This window comes from Methylophilus sp. UBA6697 (assembly GCF_002454655.1).
GTDB lineage: Bacteria > Pseudomonadota > Gammaproteobacteria > Burkholderiales > Methylophilaceae > Methylophilus.
In genome coordinates this window covers 1-8,567 of sequence record NZ_DKJH01000046.1, presented here as the reverse complement: position 1 = coordinate 8,567, position 8,567 = coordinate 1, and the positions used below count along the sequence as shown (strand labels likewise).

General features: G+C 51.3%; 9 protein-coding genes and 1 pseudogene. 9 read left to right on the top strand and 1 reads right to left on the bottom strand.

Going from position 1 to position 8,567, the window contains the following annotated elements; all coding sequences use genetic code 11:
- The 9 genes and pseudogenes from prfA to B3355_RS12300 form a co-directional block, all read left to right on the top strand.
- Positions 1-132: pseudogene (gene prfA / locus B3355_RS12340) on the top strand (peptide chain release factor 1); the annotation flags it as partial.
- 20 nt (positions 133-152) lie between these two features.
- The gene (locus B3355_RS12335) at positions 153-566 is read left to right on the top strand and encodes a GFA family protein (protein ID WP_292784416.1); all 414 of its coding nucleotides are present in this window, start codon (positions 153-155) and stop codon (positions 564-566) included.
- 18 nt (positions 567-584) lie between these two features.
- Positions 585-1,433: a DNA alkylation repair protein gene (locus B3355_RS12330; protein WP_292784413.1), complete on the top strand. Its 849-nt coding sequence runs from the start codon at positions 585-587 to the stop codon at positions 1,431-1,433.
- Complete coding sequence (prmC, locus tag B3355_RS12325; RefSeq protein WP_292784410.1) at positions 1,433-2,293, top strand: peptide chain release factor N(5)-glutamine methyltransferase; 861 nt, start codon at positions 1,433-1,435, stop codon at positions 2,291-2,293. Before B3355_RS12330 ends, prmC begins: the two co-directional genes overlap by 1 nt.
- A gap of 25 nt (positions 2,294-2,318) precedes the next feature.
- A complete protein-coding gene (locus B3355_RS12320) occupies positions 2,319-3,452 on the top strand; it encodes a sterol desaturase family protein (RefSeq protein ID WP_292784407.1) in 1,134 nt (377 codons plus the stop codon).
- A gap of 64 nt (positions 3,453-3,516) precedes the next feature.
- Positions 3,517-4,317 (top strand): TIGR01458 family HAD-type hydrolase, encoded by an 801-nt coding sequence (locus B3355_RS12315; RefSeq protein WP_019880703.1) that lies wholly within the window; start codon positions 3,517-3,519, stop codon positions 4,315-4,317.
- Positions 4,318-4,382: 65 nt separating this feature from the next.
- On the top strand, positions 4,383-5,510 hold the full coding sequence (gene metX / locus B3355_RS12310; protein ID WP_024930161.1) for a homoserine O-succinyltransferase MetX: 1,128 nt from the start codon (positions 4,383-4,385) through the stop codon (positions 5,508-5,510).
- Positions 5,507-6,115, top strand: coding sequence for a methionine biosynthesis protein MetW (metW, locus tag B3355_RS12305; RefSeq protein WP_292784401.1), 609 nt, complete (start codon positions 5,507-5,509; stop codon positions 6,113-6,115). Before metX ends, metW begins: the two co-directional genes overlap by 4 nt.
- A 276-nt stretch (positions 6,116-6,391) precedes the next feature.
- Positions 6,392-7,078 carry a PEP-CTERM sorting domain-containing protein gene (locus B3355_RS12300; RefSeq protein WP_292784398.1) on the top strand — a complete coding sequence of 229 codons (687 nt, stop codon included), beginning with the start codon at positions 6,392-6,394 and terminating at the stop codon, positions 7,076-7,078.
- Positions 7,079-7,142: 64 nt separating this feature from the next.
- On the opposite strand, the gene B3355_RS12295 is transcribed toward B3355_RS12300, so the two are convergent.
- On the bottom strand, positions 7,143-8,567 hold a 1,425-nt coding region (locus B3355_RS12295; protein WP_292784395.1), incomplete at its 5' end, for a sigma-54-dependent Fis family transcriptional regulator.

Sequence of the window (8,567 nt, the reverse complement as noted above, 5' to 3'; positions counted from 1 at the left end):
ACCGACCACCGCATCAACCTGACGCTGTATAAAATTGAAGCCATCACCGAAGGCGATATGGACGAGTTGATTAATGCGCTGGCGACCGAATACCAGGCTGACTTGCTGGCAAGTTTGGGTGAAGACGCATAGCACAAACAAGGATAATGGGAATGCATTCACAATTGCATCAAGGCAGCTGTCTTTGTGAAAGCGTACGCTACGAAGTCACTGGTCATCTTGGGCCGTTGGTCTATTGCCATTGCCATTGCAAGCGCTGCCGCAAAGCCAACGGCTCTGCCTTTATTGCCGTCGCGCCCGTCCCCAAAACACACTTTAAAATCACGCATGGTGAAACCTGCCTTAACACTTATCGCAGCGAGGCCGGGGTATGTCGCACCTTTTGTAATCGCTGCGGCTCACCCATCATGGCTTACCGTGAAAGTGACCCTGACACCCTGAGACTACGTGTCGGGACATTGGATACGCCACTGCCAACACACGTTTCTGCCCATATTTTCGTCGCCTCCAAGGCCGAATGGGACGATATTCACGATACAGCGCCGCAATACGCAGAGCGACCTTAACAGAATACTGACTAAAAAATGACTCAATTCCGTATTCCCGCCGCACCGCGCAGTATCCAGAAAGATAACCCAATCAAGTTTTTGCTGGATAGCGAGGCGATTGATTGCCTGGCGCACAATATTGGGCTGGTGCATACCAGCTTTGATGCAGAAACCTTTAAACAATTAGCGCTGACCAATATTGCACCCCTGGGATTTATGGATCGCTCGGCACATATTGCATCTGCGTTAAAAGCCACTCTGCCCGCCAAGTTTTCAGAAGCAACCGAAGTATTAATCAATACACTCACGCCCCCCAATACACATACCGAACGCCTGGGGCTGGGCGTGTTTTTCTATCTGCCACATACACGCTTTATTGCCGAGTATGGCCGCGATGCGCAACATAATGGTGGCGAGGATCCGTTTGAAGCGGCGATGCGTGCACAATATGAATTGACACGCCGTTTTACCGCAGAGTTTTCAATCCGGCCTTTTTTGATTCATGACTTTAAACGCACCTTGCATCAACTCACCTTGTGGCTGAATGACCCAGACCCGCATGTGCGCCGCTTATGTTCTGAAGGCTGCCGCTCACGCCTACCCTGGGGCGCTCGCATTCCGCAACTGATTGCCGACCCGACACCAGTATTACCCATATTAGAAGCACTGAAAAACGACCCCAGTTTGTATGTAAGGCGCAGTGTGGCGAATCATCTCGGCGACATTGCCAAAGACCACCCGGCATTGGCATTTGAAGTATGTGAGCGCTGGCTCACCAATGCAGATAAAGACCTGAAATGGGTGATCCGCCATGCAGTTCGCCATCCGGCCAGGCAAGGCAATGCCACGGCCATTGCTTTGCGCAAAGCGGCTGGGGGCAGGTAATGTCGAATACCGTGCAACAATGGTTGCAAACGGCACGGCAACAGCTGGCACAGTTTGTCCCGGCGGATGAGGCAAATATTGAGGCACAAGTATTATTGATGCATGTGCTGAATGTGAATCGTGCCTGGCTGATCGCACATGCCAAGGATCCCCTCGCCGCAACGCCTATCGCCATGGTTGAGCATTTATTACAACGTCGCCTGCAAGGCGAGCCCATCGCCCATATCTTGGGTGCGCGCGAGTTTTTTGGCTTGCCACTCAAAGTCACGCCAGATACCCTGATTCCGCGCCCGGATACTGAGACCCTGGTAGAAGCTGCACTGCAAAAAATCACCGGGGCCATGCGTGTGCTTGATTTAGGTACCGGCACCGGGGCGATTGCACTGGCAATTGCCAGACATGCGCCGCGCTGCGAAGTAATCGCGGTAGATGCCTCAACCGCGGCGCTGGCCGTCGCCCAGGAAAACGCACAAGCATTACACTTAAACAATGTGCAGTGCGTACAAAGCAACTGGTTTACGGCCTTGCCTGCACACAGGTTTGACCTGATTGTCAGCAATCCGCCCTATATCGAAACAGATGATCCGCATTTGCTACAAGGCGATTTACGTTTTGAGCCCATCAGCGCACTGGCCTCTGGTGCAGATGGCTTGCAAGATATCCGACAAATTGTCGCCGAGGCCCCTGGCTACTTAAATGCGGGTGGCTGGTTGCTGCTGGAACACGGCTACAATCAGGCCGAGGCCGCGCAACAACTGTATCATGCAGCGGGGTTTGAACAGGTTCAAACGCTACAGGATTTGGGCGGCAATCCCAGAGTCACGCTTGCGCAATGGCCCACAGCACCGACACACCAATAATAAAAAACTCACAGGGAGACACATCATGATTCACAAATTACGCAGGGCGATCCGTAATGATTTAGAGGCACCAGAAGAAGCCAGACACTTTGGCTCGGGCTGGTTAAGCGGTGTCGCCGCACTGGTACTCAGTATCGCCAGCCTGTGCCTGTTGCTGGGTGAGCGTCTGCAAGGCATATTCTCAACACAAGCGCTCTCACCGCTCTATGCCTTGCCACAGTTCACACTCATGCTTCAGGTATTACTCGTTGCCAGCTTTCTGCTCGCCTGCAGCAACCTGGTGTTACGCCGTAATCGTATTTTGGGCTTTACCGCGATTTTGCTGGTATTGCTCACCATCACCATTGCTGAAACGCTCAATGCACAAGCGGCTCGTGCCAGCGGCGTTGCGCTTAGCCTGGACTGGTTTGTCCTGAATATCTTGCTCACCGGCTTGTTATTTATCCCACTGGAGAAACTGTTTGGCCGCTTAACCCAGCAAGCGTTGTTCAGGGACGAATGGCGTGAAGATTTATTTTATTTCCTGATCAGCAGCGTGTTTGTGCAAACACTGACCTTATTCACATTGGCGCCTGCGATGACCATTGTGCATCACACCGGCGACTGGGCAACCCTGCGACAAACCATTGCCAGCCAACCACTGTGGCTGCAGGTAATCGAAATCATGTTTCTCACCGACTTTGTGCAGTACTGGTTTCATCGTGCTTTCCACCAAGTACCATTCTTGTGGGGCTTTCACGCCGTGCATCACTCCGCCAAAAAGATGGACTGGCTGGCAGGGTCACGCATGCACATCGTTGAAATCGTTGGTTTGCGCAGCATGACAGTGGTGCCCATGTATGCACTGGGTTTTGCCGAAAGCGCATTGCATCTTTATATTTTGCTGGTGTACCTCAACGCCACCTTTGTCCACGCCAATGTGCGCTTTAATGTGGAGTGGCTGAAACCATTGATTGTCACGCCGCGCTTTCACCACTGGCATCACGGTATTGAAAAAGAAGCGATTGATGTCAATTTTGCCATTCACTTCCCGTTATTTGATAAGCTATTTGGCACTTATTACATGCCAAAAAACCAATGGCCAAGTGGCTATGGCATCGGCGGCCATCCGGTACCGAATGGCTACTGGAAGCAATTCATGTATCCCTTTAAAAAGTAGTCCATACACATTGCGCACGATTTTTGCTGCTAGCAGTCTATCTGTGTGTAGTGAAAGGCCAATCATGTTTAATTTCAATTCGATCAAAGCCGTGTTGTTTGACCTGGATGGCGTGCTCTATATCGGGCAGCAGCCAATTGATGGCGCCATTGAAGCGGTGGCCAAGATCCGCAAGGCAGGCATCGCCGTGCGTTTTGTCACCAACACCAGCACACTCTCTTTGCTGGCCTTGCAAAAAAAACTCAACGATCTCGGCTTCAATGTAGTGCCAGAAGAAATCATGAGTGCACCACAAGCGACCATTCAATACCTGAAAAAACAGCCCAACCCGGTGTGCAAGTTGCTGCTGGCCGACGACGTGAAAAAGGATTTCGCCTGTTTTGACCAGTCGGAAACGGCGGCCAATTATGTGGTGATTGGTGATATTGGTGATCGCTGGTCTTATGAATTACTGAATGAGGTGTTTCATTGCCTGGTGAATGGTGCGCAATTGATCGCGATTCACAAAAACCGCTTCTGGCAGACTGAAACCGGGTTGCAAATGGACATTGGTGCCTTTGTAACCGGGCTCGAATATGCCAGCAATACCAAAGCCATGCTGATGGGTAAGCCATCGCAGCATTTCTTTAATATGGCGGTTGACGCGCTACGGCTAAAGCCTTCCGAAGTGATGATGATAGGCGATGATATTGATGCCGACGTTGGTGGTGCGCAAGACGCCGGCCTGCATGGCATTCTGGTCAAAACCGGCAAATACCGCGAAACCTATACCCGCTTGTCTGCGGTGGAGCCCGATGCCACGATTGCATCGATTGCCGACTTACCGGCCTTGCTGGGTGGCTTGTCGATCTCTGCGCACTCATAAAAAGACAACACTATTGCACGCCAGCCGTCTCGCCGTTTCAGCATGCTGCATAGTATAATTGCAGCATGTCTGAATCGAATTCTGTTGGTATCGTCAAAGCGCAGGTTGCGCATTTCACCCAGCCGCTCACCCTTAAAAGCGGCGCAGTGTTGCCACAATACCATCTGACTTATGAAACCTATGGTGAACTTAACGCGGCCAAAAACAACGCCGTGCTGATCTGTCACGCCCTGTCTGGTAACCATCACGTCGCTGGTCGCTATTCGCCAGACGATAAATATCCAGGCTGGTGGGACAACCTGATTGGCCCCGGCAAACCGTTAGACACCAATAAATTCTTTGTCATTGGCCTCAATAACCTGGGTGGCTGTCATGGCAGCAGCGGCCCCTCCAGCGTCGATCCACTGACTGACAAACCCTATAGTGCGACTTTCCCGGTAGTGACCGTGGAAGACTGGGTCGAATCACAAGCGCGTTTATTGGACTATCTGGGCATTGATCAATTAGCCGCTGTGATTGGTGGCAGCCTGGGCGGCATGCAGGCACTGCACTGGAATATCGTCTACCCGGAGCGCGTGCGCCATGCCTTTGTCATTGCCTCTGCCCCCAATTTAACCGCGCAAAACATGGCGTTTAACGAGGTGGCACGCCAGGCGATTATCACCGACCCTGAGTTTTTCGACGGCGATTATTACAACCACGGCACGGTACCGCGCCGCGGCTTGCGCATTGCGCGCATGCTGGGTCATATTACCTATTTGTCTGATGACGTCATGGGTGAAAAATTTGGCCGCAAACTGCGCCATGGTGATGTGAAATATAGCTTTGATGTCGAGTTTGAAATGGAATCTTACTTACGCTATCAAGGCGATAAGTTTGCCGGTGAGTTTGACGCCAACACCTATTTGCGCATGACGCGCGCGCTGGATTACTTCGATCCTGCACTGGATTATGACGGTGACTTGAGCAAAGCGCTGCGTCGCGCGCAGGCAAAATTTGTGGTGATTTCATTTACCACCGATTGGCGCTTTTCACCTGCGCGCTCGCGTGAGATTGTCAAAGCACTACTCGATAACGCCTTGCCAGTGAAATATGCCGAGGTCACCTCAGACCACGGCCATGACGCATTCCTGATGCCAGACCCGTATTACCACGACATCATGCGCGCATATCTGGAGCAGATTAAAGTATGATAAATGCGAAAATTACAAATATTCGCCCAGATTTTGCATTAATTACAAACTGGGTGAATGCCAAAGCGAAAGTCCTAGACCTGGGCTGCGGTGACGGCACGCTGCTGACACATTTGCACGAAACACTGGCAACCACTGGCTACGGCATTGAAAAAGACGATGCCAACTGGCTGGCGGCATTAAAAAATGGCGTTGATGTGATTCAAATGAACCTTGAAGAAGGCTTGTCTGGCTTCGAAGACCAGTCGTTTGATACGGTGATTTTGTCACAAACTTTACAAGCTATGCACAACACCGAAAGCATTGTGCAAGAGATGCTGCGCGTCGGCCGCGAAGTGATCGTGACTTTCCCCAATTTTGGCTACTGGCGCAACCGCATGCAGATTACATTCGGCACCATGCCTGTCTCCAAAAGTCTGCCATACCAATGGTATGACACGCCTAATGTGCACTTGTGCACGATCAACGACTTCGACGATTTTTGTGTCCAGCACCAGATTCAGGTCATAGAGCGCAAGGTGATTACCGGCGGCCAGGATATTCACATATTGCCTAACCTCATGGGCAACCTGGCGATGTATCGCCTGAGAAAACACAGCGCCTGATCGCCGCCACAGCAAACAATTACCCTATATTCGCCGCCTACACTGGCTGACGAAAGTCATCTCCCAACGATAGGGCGCATCTCACATGCCGCCCTATCGCCCACAAAAGACCATCAATTAAAAATAACAGATATATTGACTTCCATCTATTATTTATTAATAATGANNAATAAGAATACATGGTAAGACGTTTGTGAGTAACGCAGCCAGTTAAAAGATTCTGGCGCGCATTAAAGACGCCAGTCATTAATAATTACTCAAAAGGAAGTTAGTAAAATGAAAGCTCAATATTTAAGCATCGCTATCGGTGCAACTCTGTTCGCAATCACAGGCCTGGCACAAGCGAATACCACCTACAGCAGTTTTGTTGACGTGGCAGACTCCGTCTCGTTTGATGGCTGGAATCAACTGAACCGCAACCGCGTTGACAGCAATGGCGCTGCAAACCCACTGACCGCAGCGCAATTGGCCGCAGGCACAGCAGGTAACGTTGTCGGTTCAGGCGACGCATTGCTGACCCAGGTTTCCGGCAGCTACTACCCAGCGGGTTTTGGTTTATATGGTGATGGCAACCTGACATTCACTGACAATACCGTTGCAAGCAACATCAGCGCACTGGCATTCCAGGGTATCGTCAATGACTTCAATGCGTCATTTGGTGGTGAGGCATATACCATTACGCTGAGCTACAACGGTGGTAGCCAGGCAATCGCAGGCACATTGGTCAACTTCGTGAATACCGGCACTGTTGATGACTACTACTACTACTCCTGGGATTTGAGCGGCGTTTCTACACCAATCACTTCTTACACTTTAAATTTCAGCGCTGGCTTCTCACAAGCGCTGGCATTCCAGGTTGATCAAGTTGCCTCCGTGTCTTCAGTGCCTGAAGCTGACAGCTATGCCATGATGATGCTGGGCCTGGGTGTGATGGGTGCTGTTGTGCGTCGTCGCAACAAATAATCACCGCATAATAAAGCCATGAAAAAAGCCCCGGGATCGCCGGGGCTTTTTATTTAGCGATACGCTAATTCAAATGCAAGGCTTTCAAGCGGCGATATAAAGTGTTTCTGCTCATGCCTAATTGACGCGCCACTGCAGACACATTGCCCGCCTGCTGTTGCATAGCGACACGAATCGCTTCATCAGACTGTGCTTTCAAGGTTAATACCGGTTGCAAAACTGTTGCACGCTCGGCCTCAACCGCCATTTCATCGAGAAAGTCGTGCGTCAGATGCTGACGTTCAATCACACCACCATCGGCCAGCGCCACCGCTGTGCGCAACACATTATGTAACTGGCGCACATTGCCCGGCCACGGATGCACGGCAAACACGGCCAGCACCTCATCACTCAGCGTGACTTGTGGTGCCTGTTCAATTTGCAAAATCATCTGAATCAGACGCGACATATCCTGGCGCTGGCGCAACGCAGGCAACTGTACGGTTAAACCATTAATGCGGTAATACAAATCACTGCGAAACTCACCCGCGGCCACTTTATCCTTGAGTTTCTGGTTAGTAGCACTGACGAGGGTAAAATTGACCGGAATGGATTTGCTGGAGCCCAAGGGCGTGACGCTGCGCTCCTGCAATACACGCAGCAACCTGGCCTGTAACGACAAAGGCATATCGCCGATTTCATCCAGAAACAAGGTACCGCCATCAGCCTGCTGGATTTTGCCGACATTGCCTTTACGCTTGGCGCCGGTATACGCCCCTTCTTCATAGCCGAACAATTCAGCTTCAATTAACCCTTCCGGCAAGGCTGCGCAATTGACGGCAATAAAGGGCTGCGCTCTACGCACACTGGCATCATGAATCGCCCTTGAAAACAATTCTTTACCGGCACCGGTTTCACCTAATATCAATACCGGAATATCACGGTTAAGCACTTGCTTGACCTGGCTGATGGCTAATTTTAATTGCGGATCACCGCTATCCAGCAATTCGAGGCTAGCCGCTGATTCGCGTGGCACAGACTGCACCGGCTTACTGGAAATACCTGTCACCTGCATGCTGGAAGCGCGCGCAAACAGGCGGGCGCCATTGCGCAAGCGCAATGGGAACAACACCTCGGACGACAAACCCCGCTGCTTGAAAGCCAGCCAGGACTCGTCAAAAATATCTTCAAACGGAATGCGGCGCGCAGACAATACATCCTGATCCAGCGGCAGGCCAAACTGGAATTGTCCACTACGGTTAATGGCCTGTAACTGGCCTTGCGCATCAAACAGGGCAACGCCTTCCCACAAGGTGCCGATGAATTCAGGCCGCACATGAAAATGCACACCAATTTCGCCGTCTGCGGTGGCATGGAACAAGCGGTTTTCCACCATTTGCGCCGCCATTTTGACCAGCGCCAGCGTGTGCTGCTGCGGCGCATTTAAATCATTAGAGACATCCAGTGTCGCCACCAAATGATTATTGGCGGCAAAAATAGGCACGGCAGA

What these genes read in the sequence shown, in the direction of transcription:
- B3355_RS12335 (WP_292784416.1), top strand. Translation starts at nt 153, where the DNA reads ATGCATTCACAATTGCATCAAGGCAGCTGTCTTTGTGAAAGCGTACGC.
- B3355_RS12330 (WP_292784413.1), top strand. Translation starts at nt 585, where the DNA reads ATGACTCAATTCCGTATTCCCGCCGCACCGCGCAGTATCCAGAAAGAT.
- prmC (WP_292784410.1), top strand. Translation starts at nt 1,433, where the DNA reads ATGTCGAATACCGTGCAACAATGGTTGCAAACGGCACGGCAACAGCTG.
- B3355_RS12320 (WP_292784407.1), top strand. Translation starts at nt 2,319, where the DNA reads ATGATTCACAAATTACGCAGGGCGATCCGTAATGATTTAGAGGCACCA.
- B3355_RS12315 (WP_019880703.1), top strand. Translation starts at nt 3,517, where the DNA reads ATGTTTAATTTCAATTCGATCAAAGCCGTGTTGTTTGACCTGGATGGC.
- metX (WP_024930161.1), top strand. Translation starts at nt 4,383, where the DNA reads ATGTCTGAATCGAATTCTGTTGGTATCGTCAAAGCGCAGGTTGCGCAT.
- metW (WP_292784401.1), top strand. Translation starts at nt 5,507, where the DNA reads ATGATAAATGCGAAAATTACAAATATTCGCCCAGATTTTGCATTAATT.
- B3355_RS12300 (WP_292784398.1), top strand. Translation starts at nt 6,392, where the DNA reads ATGAAAGCTCAATATTTAAGCATCGCTATCGGTGCAACTCTGTTCGCA.